At 44.7% G+C, this 16,407-nt stretch carries 14 protein-coding genes and 1 pseudogene; 2 read left to right on the forward strand and 13 right to left on the reverse strand.

The window, feature by feature from the left end; all coding sequences use genetic code 11:
- Positions 1 to 13 precede the first annotated feature (13 nt).
- Together QY309_02310 and QY309_02315 are read left to right on the forward strand one after the other, a co-directional pair.
- A complete protein-coding gene (locus tag QY309_02310; GenBank protein WKZ60319.1) occupies positions 14 to 1,288 on the forward strand; it encodes an amidohydrolase family protein in 1,275 nt (424 codons plus the stop codon).
- A gap of 107 nt (positions 1,289 to 1,395) precedes the next feature.
- Positions 1,396 to 2,328, forward strand: coding sequence for a hypothetical protein (locus QY309_02315; GenBank protein WKZ60320.1), 933 nt, complete (start codon positions 1,396 to 1,398; stop codon positions 2,326 to 2,328).
- 6 nt (positions 2,329 to 2,334) lie between these two features.
- On the opposite strand, the gene QY309_02320 is transcribed toward QY309_02315, so the two are convergent.
- The 13 genes and pseudogenes from QY309_02320 to QY309_02380 all read right to left on the reverse strand — a co-directional run bounded on the left by QY309_02320 (position 2,335) and on the right by QY309_02380 (position 16,296).
- Positions 2,335 to 2,910 (reverse strand): DUF2911 domain-containing protein, encoded by a 576-nt coding sequence (locus QY309_02320; protein ID WKZ60321.1) that lies wholly within the window; start codon positions 2,908 to 2,910, stop codon positions 2,335 to 2,337.
- Between the two features lie 53 nt (positions 2,911 to 2,963).
- Positions 2,964 to 3,461 carry a DUF3347 domain-containing protein gene (locus tag QY309_02325; GenBank protein ID WKZ60322.1) on the reverse strand — a complete coding sequence of 166 codons (498 nt, stop codon included), beginning with the start codon at positions 3,459 to 3,461 and terminating at the stop codon, positions 2,964 to 2,966.
- 97 nt (positions 3,462 to 3,558) lie between these two features.
- Positions 3,559 to 5,247, reverse strand: coding sequence for an efflux RND transporter periplasmic adaptor subunit (locus tag QY309_02330; GenBank protein WKZ60323.1), 1,689 nt, complete (start codon positions 5,245 to 5,247; stop codon positions 3,559 to 3,561).
- Positions 5,248 to 5,335: 88 nt separating this feature from the next.
- Positions 5,336 to 6,847: a TolC family protein gene (locus QY309_02335; GenBank protein WKZ60324.1), complete on the reverse strand. Its 1,512-nt coding sequence runs from the start codon at positions 6,845 to 6,847 to the stop codon at positions 5,336 to 5,338.
- A 7-nt stretch (positions 6,848 to 6,854) separates the two neighbouring features.
- Positions 6,855 to 10,614, reverse strand: a pseudogene (locus QY309_02340) (efflux RND transporter permease subunit).
- 78 nt (positions 10,615 to 10,692) lie between these two features.
- On the reverse strand, positions 10,693 to 10,983 hold the full coding sequence (locus QY309_02345) for a hypothetical protein (protein WKZ60325.1): 291 nt from the start codon (positions 10,981 to 10,983) through the stop codon (positions 10,693 to 10,695).
- Positions 10,984 to 11,204: 221 nt separating this feature from the next.
- Positions 11,205 to 11,411 carry a heavy metal transport/detoxification protein gene (locus QY309_02350; GenBank protein WKZ60326.1) on the reverse strand — a complete coding sequence of 69 codons (207 nt, stop codon included), beginning with the start codon at positions 11,409 to 11,411 and terminating at the stop codon, positions 11,205 to 11,207.
- 69 nt (positions 11,412 to 11,480) lie between these two features.
- On the reverse strand, positions 11,481 to 11,633 hold the full coding sequence (locus tag QY309_02355) for a hypothetical protein (protein ID WKZ60327.1): 153 nt from the start codon (positions 11,631 to 11,633) through the stop codon (positions 11,481 to 11,483).
- A gap of 365 nt (positions 11,634 to 11,998) precedes the next feature.
- The gene (locus tag QY309_02360) at positions 11,999 to 12,607 is read right to left on the reverse strand and encodes a hypothetical protein (protein WKZ60328.1); all 609 of its coding nucleotides are present in this window, start codon (positions 12,605 to 12,607) and stop codon (positions 11,999 to 12,001) included.
- Positions 12,576 to 13,475 carry a hypothetical protein gene (locus QY309_02365; protein ID WKZ60329.1) on the reverse strand — a complete coding sequence of 300 codons (900 nt, stop codon included), beginning with the start codon at positions 13,473 to 13,475 and terminating at the stop codon, positions 12,576 to 12,578. The genes QY309_02360 and QY309_02365 overlap by 32 nt, the downstream gene beginning before the upstream one ends.
- Positions 13,476 to 13,756: 281 nt before the next feature.
- The gene (locus tag QY309_02370; protein WKZ60330.1) at positions 13,757 to 15,085 is read right to left on the reverse strand and encodes a hypothetical protein; all 1,329 of its coding nucleotides are present in this window, start codon (positions 15,083 to 15,085) and stop codon (positions 13,757 to 13,759) included.
- Positions 15,082 to 15,618, reverse strand: a complete 537-nt coding sequence (locus QY309_02375; protein ID WKZ60331.1) for an RNA polymerase sigma factor — start codon at positions 15,616 to 15,618, stop codon at positions 15,082 to 15,084. Before QY309_02375 ends, QY309_02370 begins: the two co-directional genes overlap by 4 nt.
- A gap of 15 nt (positions 15,619 to 15,633) precedes the next feature.
- The gene (locus QY309_02380) at positions 15,634 to 16,296 is read right to left on the reverse strand and encodes an Ig-like domain-containing protein (GenBank protein WKZ60332.1); all 663 of its coding nucleotides are present in this window, start codon (positions 16,294 to 16,296) and stop codon (positions 15,634 to 15,636) included.
- Positions 16,297 to 16,407 lie beyond the last annotated feature (111 nt).

Consider the following 16,407-nt stretch of genomic DNA (forward strand, 5'->3'; position numbering starts at 1 on the left):
CCTTTTTGAAATTATGAAGAAGCTGCTATTCCTGGCGTTGACGTTTGTGTCAATTCAACTTGTTGCGCAACGCACTGTAATTCATTGCGGAAACCTCATTGACGGAAAATCGAATGATGTGCAAACACAAATGACGGTAATTGTTGAGAACAACCTGATTGTGAAAGTGGAAAAGGGATTCACCAAGCCCGGAAATTCGGATAAGCTTGTTGACCTGAGCAAAAAGACTGTAATGCCCGGGTTGATTGATTTACATGTGCATCTTGAGGGCGAAACAAATAAGGATCAGGCGTTGCAGCGATTTACGTCAAACAAGGCTGACATTGCTTTTCGGTCAACCGTGTTTGCAAAGAAAACGTTGATGGCCGGTTTTACAACAGTACGGGATTTAGGCGGAAGTGGTGTGAATATTTCTTTGCGCAATGCCATTAATCAGAAGCTGGTGGTTGGTCCACGTATTTTTACTTCCGGTAAATCCATTGGCACAACCGGTGGTCATGCTGATCCAACCAATGGATATCGCGAAGATTTGATGGGTGATCCAGGCCCGAAAGAAGGCGTTATCAACTCACCTGAAGATGCGCGTCATGCAGTTCGGCAGCGTTATAAAGATGGAAGCGATTTGATCAAGATAACCGCAACGGGTGGTGTGTTGAGCATTGCCAAGGATGGATCGGGTCCGCAGTTTACGGATGAAGAGCTAAAAGCCATTATCGAAACCGCACGCGATTATGGCATGCACACCGCAGCGCATGCGCATGGATCAGAGGGCATGAAGCGTGCAGTGCTGGCAGGTATTACCACCATTGAGCACGGAACAAAAATGACGGAGGAGGTGATGGACCTGATGAAGCAGAAGGGCACGTACTATGTGCCAACCATTACGGCTGGAAAATTTGTGGCAGAAAAAGCAAAAGAGCCCGGATATTATCATCCGCTGGTAGTTCCAAAAGCATTGGAGATTGGTCCGCAAATTCAATCCACTTTTGGAAATGCGTACAAGCGTGGAGTGAAGATTGCGTTTGGCACGGATGCCGGTGTGTTTCCACACGGGGAGAACGGAAAAGAATTTGGCTACATGACGGAAGCGGGCATGCCTGCCATGGAAGCGATTAAATCGGCCACGATTGTTGCAGCAGAGGTATTGGGCATGAAAGAAAAACTTGGAACTATTGAAGCGGGTAAACTGGCCGATCTGGTTGCTACCGATGAAAATCCATTGAAAAACATTAAAACGATGGAGAAGGTGAGCTTTGTGATGAAGGATGGGGTGGTGTATCTTCAGTGATGTCGGATTTAAGATTTGGGATTTGTGATTTTAGATTAATAATGTGCATCCTGTTCTGAAATCAAAAATCGTTAATCATCAATCAAAAATTGATTCAACATTATACCATGTATAAAAATCTCATTATCCTCCTGCTTATCTTTTCTGCCTGTTCCACTCTGGAGAAAAAATCAGAGCCGGTTCCCGTACTCACCGGCCTCGATGGCAAACAATACTTTGAACCTGAACGCAGCGCAGCCACACAAGCCAAACTCGATAGCAACCTGAGTGTGGCAAAGAAGAATTTTGAAGCTGATCCATCTGAAGAGAATTATATCTGGTTGGGCAGGAGGGAAGCTTACCTTTCGCATTACAATGAAGCGATTGAGATTTTTACCCAAGGCCTGGAGAAATATCCGAACTCCTACAAGTTATTCCGACATCGCGGGCATCGCTACATTACCATTCGCGATTTCCCAAAGGCTATTGCCGATTTTCAGATGGCTGCATCGTTAATGCCACGCCAGCCACTCGAAATAGAGCCAGACGGACAGCCAAATAAATTGAACCAACCACTTTCCAATACGCAGTTCAATGTGTGGTACCATTTGGGACTTGCTCATTATTTAAAAGGAGATTTTGAAAGTGCAGAAAAGGCTTACATTCAATGCCTGGATGTTTCGGATAATGATGATTTAATTACCGCCACAGCCGATTGGCTGTATATGACTTATCGCAGAATGAATAAACCGGATGATGCTGCCAAGGTGTTGGAACTTATTCGCGATGACATGAACATCATCGAAAACGATTCGTATTACTTGCGCCTTCAAATGTACAAAGGCATGTTGCCACCTGACGATTTATTGAAAGTGAGTGGCAGTAACGCAGATGTTGATCTGGCATTGGCCACACAAGGGTATGGTGTGGGTAATTGGTATTTATGCGAAGGCGATACCACCCGTGCTGTGGATATCTTCAATCAAGTAACATCCGGAAAGCAGTTTGCTGCTTTTGGATTTATTGCTGCGGAAGCGGATTTGAACCGCTTGCTGAAATAGGAGAAGTTAAAATTTCAACGGAATAGTAATCCTGATTTTCTCCCAGCTGATCTGCAGGTTAGCTTCACTGTCTGAAATGTTTTCGATGGCATACAGCAAACGCTCCTGATTTTCTGCTAACCTTTCTGGCGTAACTTCAAAACGGAGAACATCTTCACTAGCATTATAATCATCGGCTAAATGCTGGTCCCAATTCTTGTTCAGGATGAATATCCATTTTTCTTCACCGGGTATGGTGAAGATGGCATACTTGCCAGCCGGAACAGATTGCCCGTTGATGTTGAAGGCTTGGTTGATTTCAAAAGAAGTAGCGCGATGTGCACCTGTAACCCATACTTCGTTATAGGGAACCAGGCCGCCCCAAATCACCCGACCTTTCGTAACCGGTGCCGTGTATTTGATGGTGATGTGTGCATCACCAATCATCGCATGGGTTTCTTTAGGGAGACTTTTCTTTACCGTGTCGGCTTCAGCGGTTCCGGGTGAGACCGCGTGATGCTCATGGTTTTCAGAAGATTCCTTTTTCGATTGACAGGCACTGAATAAGATTACAAAACTGACAAGGTAAATTATGAGTCGCATGGTATGATGTTTTTAGCGGATGATGCTGAGACACCATCCGCTATGATTTATGTTTAGTTAATGGTTTCCTGCACTGAGCCACAGCGCAGCATGGATGCTCCGAAGTAAGGATTCAAGACTTGCTTTTCATCGCTTAACCAAAACGCACCTTTATCATCAAATGCCATTGGGCAGTATTGTTTGTAAACGGTTAAACCGGCTCCGCCCGCTTTGGCTAAATCGTATATCGAAATAGAAAGCGCCTCAAAAGCTTCACGTTGTTCTTCGATGTTATCGGTTTCTCCAATAGCCAGAACATATTCATTTAACTGTTCGGCATAGTTTCCGGTTGAAGCGGCAAGTGCTGTCGCGGCAGACTTGGCCTTGGCTGCGTCATCATTCACCAATGCATTCTTTACTTCAAAGTATCCTGTCAGTACAACTTTCAGCGCTTCGTTGGTTTCCGTAGAAGCAGCCTGAGTTTGTTCTTCTGTTGAAGCTTTTTCTGTTTTTCCACAAGCTGCCAGTATAACGGCAACTACCGCAGTCATTAAAATGGTTTTTGTTTTCATCACGTCTGTAGTTTATAATTAAGTTTGATTTTGTTTCATCTAATATCCTCCCACATCCATTAACATCTTCTTTTTAATTAAGAAGATGCGGCATAAGCTATCGTTTTCTAAATACCTCCCGGTTTTCACCACATCTCAACATCGAGGAGCCAAAATACGGATTTTTAATGTCTTCAAATTCACTTAACCAATAAGCGCCTTTGTCGTCAAACGCCATGGGGCAATATGCACGGTATGCTTTCTCAGCAGAAATGCCGAATAACTCTACCGCTTCAATCAGGTGATCGGAAAGAAGTTCAAAATCTTTTCGCTGTAAATCCACATCTGTTTTTGTGCTGATGCCTTTGGCTCCTTGTTCCATCGGCTGTAAAAGTGCCATCCATTCGTTATGTGCCTCTCCCTTCAATGCTTTCATATCAACCGAATGAAGTGCTTTCACAACTTCTTTGGCAGCTTCAGCTGCTGTTAGCGGGTTCGATTCCACCAACGCATTTTTAACCTCAAAGTATTTGTTAGCTACTTCGGTTAGTTGATTGCGAAAGGCTTCGGGTACCTCAACGGATTTTGTTTCAGGTGCACTCATCATGCTGTAGTTTCCGCTCAATTGAGCAGAAGCATCTACGGCAAACGCGCCATTGCTCACCACTTCTTCACCTTCATCCAGTCCACTTTCAACAAGGTACAAATCTTTCATACGCGCACCCAGGGTCACTGCCCTCCGTTCAAATGCAGGTGGTGTGCCACTTTGTTTTACATACACCACAGAGCGTTTACCCGTCCACAATACTGCAGATGCCGGAACGACCAACCCTTTTTCTGTGGTTTTTAATTTTGTTTGAAGGGTAGCGTTCACCAGCATTTCAGGCTTGAGCTGATTACCGGAATTCGGCACCACGGCACGCACATCAACTGAACGGGTTTCGGGATTTAGCACCGGATTAACATATTGAATGGTAGCGTTAAACGAACTGCCCGGTAAAGCGGGAGTAGTGAAGCTCAATGCTGATCCGTTTTTGATCCACGGCATGTCGCTTTCATAGGCATCCAGCACTACCCACACACTCGACAGGTTGGCGATTTCCATCAACACACTTCCTGTTGAAACATAGTCGCCCAGTGCCACCTGGCGTTTTGTCACCACACCCCCGGTTTCAGCAAACACATCCAGTGTTGTGGTAACCTGGCCGGAATCTTCGATCTGTTCAATCTGCCGGTCGCTTATTTTCCATAGGCGAAGTTTTTCTTTAGCCGCTTCATAAAGCTGCGGAGAAATGTTGGCCATCTTTTTGGCCTCCAACAGTTCGCGTTGCGCGGTAACCAATTCGGGTGAGTAAACTGTTGCAAGCTTTTCGCCTTTGCGCACTTCCTGCCCTTCAAAATTCACAAATAGTTTTTCAATACGCCCGGGAAATTTGGCTGTTACTACTGAAAGTTGCTGTTCATTGATTTTTACCTTTCCGGTAAGGTTTAATTCGTTGGTCGCAGAAGCCGCCTTCACTTTCGTGGTTTGAATGTTTGCCAACGCAATGGCCTCGGGCGTCATTTCATGAACATGCGGATTTGATGAGCCGCTTGCTGAGGAAACAGGAATGAGATCCATCCCGCATAACGGACATTTTCCCGGACCTTGTTGTCGGATTTGTGGATGCATGGAGCAGGTATACTCCGTTGCAGTGTCTGAGGTGTGGTCGTGTGTTGCAGAGCCCTCGCCTCTAAAAATTAACCAGCCGAGCAAGAGCCCAATGGCCAGCAGTGCGATGTTGATAATGATTGATTTTGGTTTCATATCTTATTTGATGTTTGTGGATGCTTGTTTGATACTCATTGATGTTGATGTGACAATTAATATCCATCAATATCTATTAATATCCCTCTCAGTTTATTCCCATTAGTTTTGTAATTCCCGATACCGTTATATGTTGTTCTGTAATTGAACTATTCTGTTGTTGCTGATAATTCAATAATGTTTGCCGCAGTCGTAATATTTCTTCCATGTTACGGGTGCCTGTACTGTATGCAGTTGTCATCAGTCGGATAGCCTGATGCGTAATCGTGATCTGCTCATCCAGCAACTGCAATTGCCTGTTGTTGTTTTCGTATTCATTCAGCCGTTGTTCTAGCTCGCTCAGTAAATCCAGTTTGGCAGCTTCTTTATTTTGTGAAGCCGACTGATAGAGATATTCAGCTTCTTTTCGTTGCGCGGTGTACTTCTTGCGGTAGATTGGCAACGTCATCGTTACCATAGGCATAAACATATTGTCACCACCCATGGACACGTTCATCAGTTCGTCTTGCCGCGGACGAAACACCATATACGTTACACCCACACCAATCATCGGGCGCCCCATTAGTGTTGCCATACGCTGCTGTGCTTCACGAGCCTTTTCATCCCACGCATACATCTTCACCATAGGGTGGTTTTGAACGACAGAGTCTTGAATGATGGAAAGGGATGCCGGCAATTGAACGGATGTTAACGTATCGGCTATAGTAATGGGTTCGGATGAGGAACGATTCAGCAAATTGTTGAAGCGGGTTGCCAATGGCTTGCGCGAAGCTTTTAGAATTTCAATTCGTGTTTCCAATTCTTTCATCTGCAGTTGAATGAGTAGAACATCCACCATGGAACCAGACGATCCGCCCTGCATGCCGCCCATACTGGAAGATGTGTTGGTTGAGGAAGCAGGTGTTGTATTGCCGCCCATGCTCATACCACTCATGCCTCCTGATGCAGGCGTTGATGTGGTTGGGGTTGCTGTGTTTGTGCTCATGGGATTGGCACTTCCACTTGTTCCGGTTTTAAAGCGGGTGAGTGCCAGTTGCTCATATGTTTTTAGTATTTCTTTTTCCTGTTCAAGTAATTTCAGGTCTTGGTCGATTTGGTAGAGTTTGAACCAAACACTGCGTACATCATGAAAGAGATTAATCTTCGCTTCCTGGAACGAAGCAAACTTCATCTGTGCCATGTAGGTAGCTTCGTTTTTTGCGGCATTTAAAGATCCAAACCACGGAAACATTTGCATGACGGAAATATCAGATAGCTGCTGCCCCATGAAACGTTCCATGTACAACCCTTCTTTGGAGATGAACATGGCAAACGATAACTCAGGATCAGGTAACGTTCCGGCCTGCGGCAATTTTTCCAGGGCGGAGTAGTATTCGCTGTATTTGGCCTTGAGTGCTGGATTGTTTGCTCCGGCTATTTGTAAATAATCAGCGATCGATTGCGCTTGCGCAAAATGAGCGATGATTATCAAATAAATGACAAACCCCCTTTGTGCACTTAGCGAGAGTCTTTGCGTTCTTTGCGTGAAAAAATTTAACGCAGAGGCCGCAAAGAATGCGCAGAGGTCGCGGAGTGTATTAATAATTTTTTTTGCTTTCATGAGGATATTAATTGTCAGTTTTAACTTTTCGTTCTTCATTCCATGAATAGAGTACCGGAACAATAAACAGGGTAATCAAGGCCACCACCATGCCTCCAAATGTTGGAATGGCCATCGGTATCATAATGTCAGATCCTCTTCCTGATGAGGTGAGTACCGGAAGAAGTGCCAGTAACGTGGTTGCGGTAGTCATCAGACACGGCCGCACCCTGCGCAAGCCTGCTTCAAGTACGGCTTTGCGCACTTCGCTGGTGGTTTCGGGTTTGTGTTTCTGCAAACTTTGTGTGAGATACGTTCCAATCACCACCCCGTCATCTGTGGCAATACCGAACAACGCGATGAAGCCTACCCATACGGCAACACTCAGGTTGAAAGTGCGCATTTGAAACAGCTCTCGGAAGTTTGTCCCAAAGAAGCTGAAGTCCATGAACCAATCCTGACCGTATAGCCATAGCATCATAAAGCCTCCGGCAAACGCCATGGCGATAGCAGAGAAAATAAATAGAGAAGTTGCTACCGATCGGAACTGAAAATACAGAATCAAAAAAATGATCAGCAGCGAAAGAGGTATCACAATGCCCAGTCGTTTTTCTGCACGCAGTTGATTTTCATAGCTACCTGAGAATTTATAACTCACGCCTGCAGGAACGATCAGTTCACCAGCTTTAATCTTTTCGTTTAAAAAACGTTGGGCTTCTTCCACTACCGATACTTCGGCATAGCCATCTTTCTTATCAAGCAAAACGTAACCCACCAGGAAAGAATCTTCTCCGCGAATCATCATTGGTCCGGGACGGTACACGATGGTGGCGATTTCGCTTAGGGGAATTTGCGCACCGGTTGGTGTGGCAATAAAAATCTTGCTTATCGATTCCGGGTCGCTACGCCACTCACGTGCATAGCGTGCGCGAATGGAATAACGCTCGCGTCCTTCTACGGTGGTGGTCATACCCATGCCTCCCAATGCCACTTCAATGTATTCCTGCACATCCACTACGTTGAGTCCGTAGCGTGCCATAGCTTTGCGGTCAAGATCAATTTCCATGTAGGGTTTGCCCAAGGAACGATCGGCATACACAGCTTCCGGTTTTACTGAGGGCACTTCTTTTAATTGCTTTTCAAGCTCCAGACTGAACGACTCAATGGTTTTTAAATCCGGGCCGTATACTTTTAATCCCATCGGTGCGCGCATGCCGGTTTGTAGCATTACTAATCGTGTTTCAATGGGTTGGAGTTTTGGTGCAGACGTAACACCCGGTATGTTCGCGACTTTTACAATTTCATCCCAGATGTCATTCGGACTCTTGATATGATCGCGCCACTGACGGAAGTATTCACCAGAGTTGTCTTCAATCAGATTACCCTTCTCATCGCGGATAAAGTTTCCGTCATCATCAACCTGGAAGCGTAATTTTCTACCATTGACATCCGTGATGTATTCTGATTTATACAGAATCACATTTTCATACATCGACATCGGTGCAGGATCGAGCGCAGTCTCGGCACGGCCTGCTTTTCCTACCACCATCTCCACTTCGGGGATAGCTGTTACGAGCATGTCGAGTTGTTGAAGTACCTGTTTGTTTGCTTCCACACCCGCATGCGGCATGGATGTAGGCATGAGCAGGAAAGCACCTTCATCCAATGAAGGCATAAACTCTTTGCCCATACCGGGAAAAGTATGGGATAAGGAACTCCACACAGAAGTGGTGCGAATGTTCCAGCCGATGGTATCAAAACTTTTTTCCACAAAGCCGAACACTTTGCTGAAGCCCAGCATGATATTCAGGCCGAGCAGCGTGATGAAAGCGGGGATCAGTAAAAATTTCACTTTGTTATCTAAACACCAGGTGAGAATGCGTGGGTATAGCCGAATAAAAATGGAGAAGCCACCCAGCACCAAGCCAATGATGAGCAGAATGAAAATAAAATTCAGAATAATGCTGTTGTGTACACCCAATGGCAACCACGTAGTAGCCAGCAGCCACGAAACGGCAGCCACGGAAATCGCCACGGTAATGGTTTCATGGAAACGGGAATACCTTTCCGGATAAAAGTGATCAAGCAGGTTATTGATCGCAAACATTATTAACGCGATTCCCGCCCAGGGCAGGTTAGCGATAGCAACGTATAATCCGGCCAACGCCAACAGGCCATTGCCGATTAGTCTGAATTTACCCGTACTGGTTTTCCAACCGAACACCCAATGTGAAAAGGCGGGCATGATAATGAGAGTAAAAATCAACGCGGCCACCAGTGCAAAAGTTTTGGTGTAGGCCAGTGGTCCGAACAACTTGCCTTCTGCTGCCTGCAGGGTAAACACTGGCAGAAAACTTACAATGGTGGTGGATACAGCGGTGATGATGGCAGATGAAACTTCAGATACTGCGTTGTAAACTGTGGTTAACAACGATTGCTCTTTCGGAGCTTCTTCCAGGTGTTTCAATACGTTTTCATTGAGGATGATACCCAAATCCACCATCGTTCCAATCGCGATGGCAATTCCTGAAAGGGCAACAATGTTCGCATCCACATGAAAGTATTTCATGAAGATGAAGCACATCAGTACCGCTAACGGAAGCAAAGCAGAGATGAGAAACGAAGCCCGCAGGTTGTACACCATCACGATGATGACAATGATCGTAATCAGAATTTGCAATGTGATGGCATCGTTCAGCGTTCCCAGCGTTTCATAGATGAGTTGTGTACGATCGTAAAAAGGTACGATGGTCACTTTTGATGTTCTGCCATCATCCAGTTTTTTGGATGGAAGTCCCTGGGAGATTTCGTTGATTTTTTCTTTAACGTTATTGATTACGGCAAGCGGATTATCGCCATACCGGGCAATCACCACGCCTCCAACGGCTTCTGCTCCACTTTTATCCAGCACGCCAAGCATCGAGCGATCAGCGGGGCCGAGCGTAACATGCGCAATATCTTTTATTCTGACAGGAACATTTTGATTTACCCGCACAACCGCATTCTCAATGTCTTCCAGTTGTTTTACATAGCCAAGTCCGCGGATGAGGTATTCCACGCGGTTTATCTCTACCGTGTTGGCGCCCACATCGCGGTTGCTGTTGCGAAGCGCCTGCATCACTTCCATCATGGAAATGTTCCAGGTCTTCATGGCTACCGGATCAAGATCAACCTGGTACTCTTTAATATAACCGCCCACACTGGCCACTTCGGCTACACCTTCTGCACCGGTAAGTGCATAGCGTACCTGAAAATCCTGGATGGTTCGCAGTTCATGCAAATCCCATCCACCGGCGGGTTTCCGTTTTCATCGCGGCCTTCCAGGGTGTACCAATACACCTGGCCTAAGGCGGTTGCGTCAGGTCCGAGTTTGGGTTGCACTTCTTCAGGTAATAATCCGGAAGGAAGCGCGCTTAGCTTTTCCAGAATGCGCGAACGGCTCCAGTAGTATTCAACTTCATCATCAAAAATGATGTAGATGACGAGAAGCCGAACATGGATGTGCTGCGGATGGCTTTTACACCAGGCATGCCCAACAAAGCTGTTGTAAGCGGATAGGTGATTTGATCTTCTACGTCCTGCGGCGAGCGGCCCATCCATTCGGTGAAAACAATTTGTTGATTTTCTCCGATGTCGGGAATGGCATCAACCGGTACCGGATCTTGCGGTAGAAAACCAATGTTCCAGTTGAATGGGGCAGTAACCAATCCCCAGCCAACGATGGCCAGGAGCACGAGTACGGTTACGAGTTTTTGTTCGAGAAAAAATTTTATTATGCGATTAATCATAGTTCTGTTCTGTTGACTTCCTGAAAATGGAAATAAGAAGACACACCCATCTCATGAATGAGAAAGGCAGAACAGCGATCAGATTAAGAAAGATTGAATCGAAATGAGAATATCATTCCCCGTAAGGGCAGGAGGATGATCAGAAAAATACAGGACAGGATTTAATTCAACGGTTGGAATGATTTCAGAAAGGACAGCCGTTTGATGGAGTATAACAGAAGAAGAAACATCCGCAACGGAGACAATTGCTGCATTTGCTTTTAGATCCTGCGATTGATGAACAATCTGTTCATCGTCACAGCATCCTTCCATGGCTTTGCGGTGGCAAGGTGGCAGTTGATTGTGACCACATCCATCGGCATCAGTCAAAAAGGCAACGGCTTTAACGTGCCGCCACAAGAGTGCACGCCCACATAAAAACTGCTCGAAGCCAGCAGCACGAGTGCGGCAGCAGGAGGGAAGATATGGTGCGGATTATGGGAGAGGCTTATAGAATTGTCAAAAGTCACTTTTTTAATCCCTTTGAAGGCTTTTTATAAATAGGCCCCAGGCTTTCGCCTGAGGCTATTCACCTCAAGTTTCCGGTCTGATTAAATCTGTTCAGCCTTATAGCCGGCCCTCTCCACAGCTTCTTTTATTTTGGCGGCATCCGCTTCGTCTGCGATCGTCAGAACTTTGGCGGGGTTGTTCAGGTCAACTTCCCAGTTACCTTCGCCAACCGTTTCATTTAAGTGTGGGGTTACATTGGCAATGCAGCCGGAACATTTGATGTTGGTTTTGAATTTGAGTGTTTCCATTTCTCACGTATTAAAATCAATCTTATTTATTGGTTACAGAGTAGCCTGCTTTCTCAATGGCCTCAACTACTAAATCCCTGTTGCACCTGAAAGTTCAATTTGTGCCTCGCCAGCGGTAACTTTTTTTAAAGATACGCCAGTCATATCTTTTAGTGTACTGCTTACCACCATCATGCAATGCGGGCTTTTCATATTTGGGATAGTTAATGTTATTGTTTCCATAGTAATAAATTTTAAAACTACTTTAATAAACGTTGCATGACCGGGTTTGATTTGTACAATTTCTCATATGATTTATAAGATTCCTTTCATATTCTTTCAGGATTCTATAAAACGATAAGGGCGCACAAAGTTGCTACCAGCATGCCGATTAGTATTATGAGCAATCGGGAGTTGATTTTGGCTGTCATTTTTTGAGGTTTGATAGGACAAAAGTATCCGCTCCACTCAAAAGTATGGTTACATAAAAATCCGGAATGTTATAGTGTTTACTGATCGTGAATCTCTGGCAATCTTGGTTAGGGGTTTAACAAATAAAAAAAAGTCCGGTTTTTGGCCGGACTTTTCTGAACCTATTAAATCAGGGCTCAATAATACTGGTAATATGTAGTTTCACCTGAACCGGTTCTTCTGCTTACCGGGTAACCAGCCTCATTGAATTCATAATGCAAGTCGTACACGTATTCATTTCCATCGCGCGACAAAGTGTAACGTGAAGGGAAGAGCGGTTGTGCGTTTACATCAGGCAAGATGTTAACCATGGGGAACGGATTCCAGGGAAGAACTTGTGAAAAATATTCATACGTTTCTTCTGTTATTAACTCATACTCATCATCACCTAGCGGGTAATAGCTTAATCTCTTGTATACCGAGTTGCTGTTGCTGTAGTACAGGTAGACAAACAGGCTTGACATTACGAACTCTCCCGTAGGTTGGCGATGGAATATTGCCATTTCACCAATGTTACCGGCCTGATCGTAGGAATAAATGGTGTATTTCTTCATGACACCTTCCCTGAATTCTTCCGAACGTGTAACCCGGTTTTGATCATCGCGCTTAAAAATGGTTTCATCGGAAGTCCACATAGTGATTTTCTTCAGTAAGTTGTTTTCATCGTAATGATAGGTTTCTGTCCAGTTCAGTGAATTTTGTTCAATGTGAATTTTAGCGATTTGTCCCCAATTGGTTGTACTCAAAAGCGCGTTTCACTTTCCACAGCCCTGCACCGGTTTCATAGCTTTTTGGTTTTCCAGCGAGTTCATCATCTACCAAAGTTACGTTCAGGTTAAGCTGGTCTCCTTTAACCACTGCTCCAGTGGCGCTAACAATTCTTACTGCAAATTCCTTATGTCCGTTCAAGGTTGCGTTGTCAACCGGAATGAATTTTACAGGTAGAAAAGATGTGCCGGCCGTAACAGGCAGTGTAATTTTTCCATTGATCGCTTCCGGTTCGGTAGTGAAATGTGTTCCGTAGAGACCGGCAGCATTCAGGAGTTCGAGTTCAACTATTCCGTTATCTACAGCCTGAAGTGAAAAGCCAATGGCCACGGTCATGCCCTCCGCGAACTGTTCCTGCACCGAAACCTCTGATGCCACAAAGTTTACCGGGTTGGGTTGATCGTTTTCATAAATGGTAACATGCAACGATTTTTCTGTTCCGATGATGAAACCATCCGTTACTGATGATATTGTAAAATGCAGATTGCGGTTACCGGTGTGCAGATTGTTATCAACAGGGGTGAGGATAAACGTTATCTGTGACTGACCGGCTGTTACCGGTAAAATGATTTTACCATCCTCAACGGCAGGCTGACTGGTAAAATCATTTTCATTTTCCCAGTATGCATTGATGGTAATGGTTCCATTAGTTGCAGCTGGTCGCGAAAGCGGAATCGTAATTTGGGTTGCACCAGCCAATTCACTCAGGCCAAGGTTTACGGTAGGGAATTTAACGGTAACGGGAGCACCCGGTGATGAAAGTTCATCCGCTTCTTCGCAGGATTGAAAGGCAACTCCGACAAAGAATAAGGTGATTACATAGACAAGACGAAAAATTGTTTTCATGGGGTTTCTTTAATTTGTTTTGTAGTCAGACAGGAACCCATGTGAAACCGTTGCCTGACTAAAAAAATATTTTAGAAGCCATCTCAAAATACCCCCAATGTCAGGTTGAGCTTGTCGAAACCGGTTTGGTAACTCGAAATAGCCTTCGACATCCCGATAATTATCGGGACAGGCTGACATTTGAAAAAGATTTTTGAGATGACCTCAAGAAATTTTTAAGATTATAAAAAAGGAAAGGCAATCCATTACGGTTGCCTTTCATGCACAACATTGAGGGTTGGTTATGGAGTGCCGAGTTTTTTTAATAGCATGAGTTGTAAGCCAACGGATTGCTGATTATACGAATAGGGTAGTTCTTCGTTTTTAACATTTTTTATGAAGTAACTTAACGTAGGATTGATTTGCAGCTCCCATCCTTTATTAAAGAGCATGCTATAACCTGCACCTACGGATAGATTATAATTTAACTTTTCTATGTTATCAGAATTCAACTCAACCCACTCTCCGTTAATTCTTTCTTTTGCTTGCGCAGAAACGAGGTAATGTGCGCCTGCGGATGCAGAAAAATTGAATCGGCTGCGCTCACCTGTCCAGAAGTAATACGTTCCGGTTAACCTTAACCCGGCATAACCAAACGTGTTGGCAATTTCGCGGTTGGTATAGGCATAAACGGGTTTAAGCACAACGGTTTGGTCTGCTTGCTGCACGGCCAACATGGTATCCACTTTACCGGTGGTGTACGATAGATTAATAGACTGTTTAATTTGTGTGTACGAAAGGTTGGCATCTATGTACAGGTTGCGTGTTACCGAGCGTCCTATTCCAATGGCTGCAGTGAAACCTATATTTTCTGTGTCGCTGTTTTTTCTTGCGCTGGTTAAAAATACTTCATCATCTGCAACAGGTTTAATGTTTTTGGTTATGTGTTGTGGCGCAAAAGAGGCATTGAGTCGCCAGGAGGGAGCACTCAATTTTGATTTTTCTTCCGGAGTTTCTTCGGTTTTAACTTCTTTCTCCAGGGGGTCAACTGTGGTTAACTCCTCTTTAATTAAAGAGTCTTGCTGAATGCTGTCAGCAACAGGATTCAGTGCAATGATGAGTGGAGTTTTTATTCCCTCTGTCTCGTATTTTACTTCTGTTGGAATGGATTGTTCTGAAGTTTCAATTGAAACGGTCTCCTTCTCCTCAACGATTTCGTTTTCAATCGGAATAATTTCAGCCTGTTCTGTGGTTGAAGCATACTGCTTTTTGGGCAGCCTTATCGGTTCCTGTTGTTCAGGTGCATTGATCGTTTGCTTTTCTTCAGCCGTTGACGATTTTGTAAGCGTTGCTCCTTCGGTTTCTTTTTGGTTGGATGATTCAGCTTTAACCGCATTGGTTAGCGAAGTAGAAGCCATGGTTTGATTGAGTTCTGTATCGTTAACCGTAAGGTATACAACTACCGGAATAAGCAACACCAATGGCTTCCACCAGTTTTTGATCAAAATGGTTTTAGTCGGGGTGGCTGGTGTTACCAGCGCAGCCCGGATTTTCGAGAAGCCATCTTGTGGCGGCTCGGCCTCCTGATTGTACAGGCGTTTTCCGATTTCATCAAAATCGTTTTCCTTCATGCTGCTGAAATTAATCTGACCTCAATGAGTTTCTTTAAATGCGCTTTTGCTTTTGAAAGCTGTGACTTTGAGCTTCCTTCCGCAATGCCAAGCATGTCTGCAATCTCGTTGTGGTTGTATCCTTCCACAGCGTGCAGGTTAAACACCAGCTTGTACCCCTCAGGCATGGTGTTAATCAGTTCCATCAATTCCTGATTCGATAAGGTAGAAATGATGTTATCCGATGACGCGACCATCGTTTCCGCATAAGATGCGTCTACATGGTCGAAATATTTTCGTGTTTGGTGATAATGATTGATGGCTGTGTTGACAAAAATTCTGCGCATCCATCCTTCAAACGATCCGCCTTGCCAGGTATGCATGTTTTTAAAAACCTTAACGAAGGCTTCATGAAAAACATCTTCTGCTTCTGTGCGCGATTTGGTGTACCGCAAACAAACGGCCATCATTCTGCGGGAGAAAAGCGCATAGAGCTTCTCTTGTGCCGAAGCTTTATTCGCTAAACATCCCTGTATGATTTCCAATTCCGTCATGCGGTCGTGTTCTGGTTATTCGGTTATGGTGATGGTGCAAATCCCTTCTACATAGCCATCGCTGGTGAACAACCGGTATTTAAACTGATCGGTACCGATGAAATTTTTAGGCGGGTAGTACACATAAACAATGTTTTTAAAGCTGCCGGAATACGTGTATGTCGTAAATGTTCCCTTTGTGGGTGCAAAAATGGAACTGCCCTGATACGGACACGCCACATCATTTTGAAATATGGGTATGCCGATGGGTTGGTTGCGTTCAGTCGTTACTTCTTCATGATTAACCACCGTGGTACAGTTGGCGATATCAAGAGGCTCCTCAACGTATAGGGTAATGGAAGCAGAGTAACACTCCGCTTTATAACATACTGTGTAAATAATATTGTCGATGCCGGTAAACCCTTCGTTGGGTTTGTAAAACCAGCCTTCATTTTGAATAAAGGTGAGGGTACCAAAAGAAGGCGTGCTGTAGGAAATGGTTACTTCCACTTTAATGCTGTCGTTTACGAGCGGATCGAGCCGTACACCATATTCACTTCCGGGGTAGAGGAAAATGTCGTCCGGGTTAAGCTGAATCATAAAAAATTCTACCGGAATCTTGTCTTCAATCCCCTCATCGCAGGCACTCAGGCCCATCGTTAACAGGGCCAGGAAAGTGAAAAAACGTGCTGTTTTCATGATTTTTCTAATAAACTGCGGGTAAGACAGGGACTACACAAAAAGGGTTGCCTGCATCATAAAAAAGCACGGAATAATTTCACCTCTCCTTACGTTAAGCGCTGCAGCCGG

This window comes from Cyclobacteriaceae bacterium (assembly GCA_030584025.1).
Taxonomy (GTDB): domain Bacteria; phylum Bacteroidota; class Bacteroidia; order Cytophagales; family Cyclobacteriaceae; genus UBA2336.

Excerpts from the sequence above, each read along its gene's own strand:
- QY309_02310 (WKZ60319.1), top strand. The coding sequence starts at position 14 with ATGAAGAAGCTGCTATTCCTGGCGTTGACGTTTGTGTCAATTCAACTT.
- QY309_02315 (WKZ60320.1), top strand. The coding sequence starts at position 1,396 with ATGTATAAAAATCTCATTATCCTCCTGCTTATCTTTTCTGCCTGTTCC.
- QY309_02320 (WKZ60321.1), bottom strand. The coding sequence starts at position 2,910 with ATGCGACTCATAATTTACCTTGTCAGTTTTGTAATCTTATTCAGTGCC.
- QY309_02325 (WKZ60322.1), bottom strand. The coding sequence starts at position 3,461 with ATGAAAACAAAAACCATTTTAATGACTGCGGTAGTTGCCGTTATACTG.
- QY309_02330 (WKZ60323.1), bottom strand. The coding sequence starts at position 5,247 with ATGAAACCAAAATCAATCATTATCAACATCGCACTGCTGGCCATTGGG.
- QY309_02335 (WKZ60324.1), bottom strand. The coding sequence starts at position 6,847 with ATGAAAGCAAAAAAAATTATTAATACACTCCGCGACCTCTGCGCATTC.
- QY309_02350 (WKZ60326.1), bottom strand. The coding sequence starts at position 11,411 with ATGGAAACACTCAAATTCAAAACCAACATCAAATGTTCCGGCTGCATT.
- QY309_02355 (WKZ60327.1), bottom strand. The coding sequence starts at position 11,633 with ATGGAAACAATAACATTAACTATCCCAAATATGAAAAGCCCGCATTGC.
- QY309_02365 (WKZ60329.1), bottom strand. The coding sequence starts at position 13,475 with ATGAAAACAATTTTTCGTCTTGTCTATGTAATCACCTTATTCTTTGTC.
- QY309_02370 (WKZ60330.1), bottom strand. The coding sequence starts at position 15,085 with ATGAAGGAAAACGATTTTGATGAAATCGGAAAACGCCTGTACAATCAG.
- QY309_02375 (WKZ60331.1), bottom strand. The coding sequence starts at position 15,618 with ATGACGGAATTGGAAATCATACAGGGATGTTTAGCGAATAAAGCTTCG.
- QY309_02380 (WKZ60332.1), bottom strand. The coding sequence starts at position 16,296 with ATGAAAACAGCACGTTTTTTCACTTTCCTGGCCCTGTTAACGATGGGC.